Below are 1,068 nucleotides of genomic sequence, written 5' to 3'. Positions count from 1 at the left end.
AGATCGCGCAGCATCCGGCTACCCGCGAACGGGTAGAGCAGATGTAGCTCGTCGATCCGCCGCATGATCGCCAGATCGGCCTCCGATACCGGCCGCGGCAGATAATAGATGCTGCCGCGACTGATCTCGAGCTGCTGTGCCTGACGGGTCAGCGGCAGCGCATGGTTGCGGTCGATCATCGCTTTGCGCTCGGCAACAGACCGGCCTTCCCGAGCGCACCGGCCAAAAAATCGTTCGCCAGTGTCAGTTCGCCGATCTTGGCGTGCAGCACAGTCACGTCGATCGCCGGTTCGCTCGCGGCCGGCTCCGATCCGAATACGTCCGCCGCGCCCTCCAGCAGCCGGGATCGCCACTGGTTGATGAGGTTTGGATGCACGTCATACTGCTGCGCCAACTCGGCCAGYGTCTTCTCACCCTTYACGGCAGCCAGAGCTACCTTGGCCTTAAACGCCGGGCTGTGATTCCGGCGGGGTCGCTTGCTCATCTTGCCTCCTGGGGCGGCCAACATGGCCGCGGTCAGATCGGCAATCCACTTATCCCCGCTGTTCWGATTTCCCGAGCCACCTCTCATCCCCGCTGCCGCCCGGCAACTCAATCCTTCGTCAACCGCGGCCAGTGCCTGCGAACGCAGATCCATCGATAATGGCTTACCCATCCATGCYGACCTCCATCCAGCCAGCATGCCGAATCAGATCGGCACGCCTATTGGATTCCCTGAGCCACTCATATCTTGCGAAAGCCGCTCTAACGAAACGCAAATGCGTCGAGCGAGCACCATCTAGTCCTATCGCGGCAAACCGGTCAAGCACCAGCCACTTATGGCGAAGTGAACTGACAACGTGTTATTCGCGGGTCACCCCGCGCTCCAGATCCCGCGGGTGTCGAGGATTGCCTTGCCGCTCCGCTCGCTCGCGGGGACCGCGCGGAAGACATCGTGATCGACCAGGACAATCATTACCGGGCATGTCTCCAGCGCAGTGTCGATGTCGATCAGCGTCGCGCCGTGGCGGGCGAGCGGGTCGGGCAAGCGATCGGTGTGCGGTTCGACGATGCGGATACGGTCGCCGA

Annotated in this window: 2 pseudogenes; both read right to left on the bottom strand. The window is 62.5% G+C overall.

What is annotated here, in order from left to right:
• A pseudogene (locus EAH89_RS30895) lies at nt 1-484 on the bottom strand (transposase); the annotation flags it as partial.
• 369 nt (nt 485-853) lie between these two features.
• Nucleotides 854-1,068: pseudogene (locus EAH89_RS30890) on the bottom strand (hypothetical protein); the annotation flags it as partial.

This window comes from Muricoccus nepalensis, assembly GCF_006438825.1.
Taxonomy (GTDB): Bacteria; Pseudomonadota; Alphaproteobacteria; order Acetobacterales; family Acetobacteraceae; genus Roseomonas; species Roseomonas nepalensis.
The sequence above is the reverse complement of the archived record's forward strand: the minus strand, read 5'-3'. Positions and strand labels throughout refer to the sequence as shown.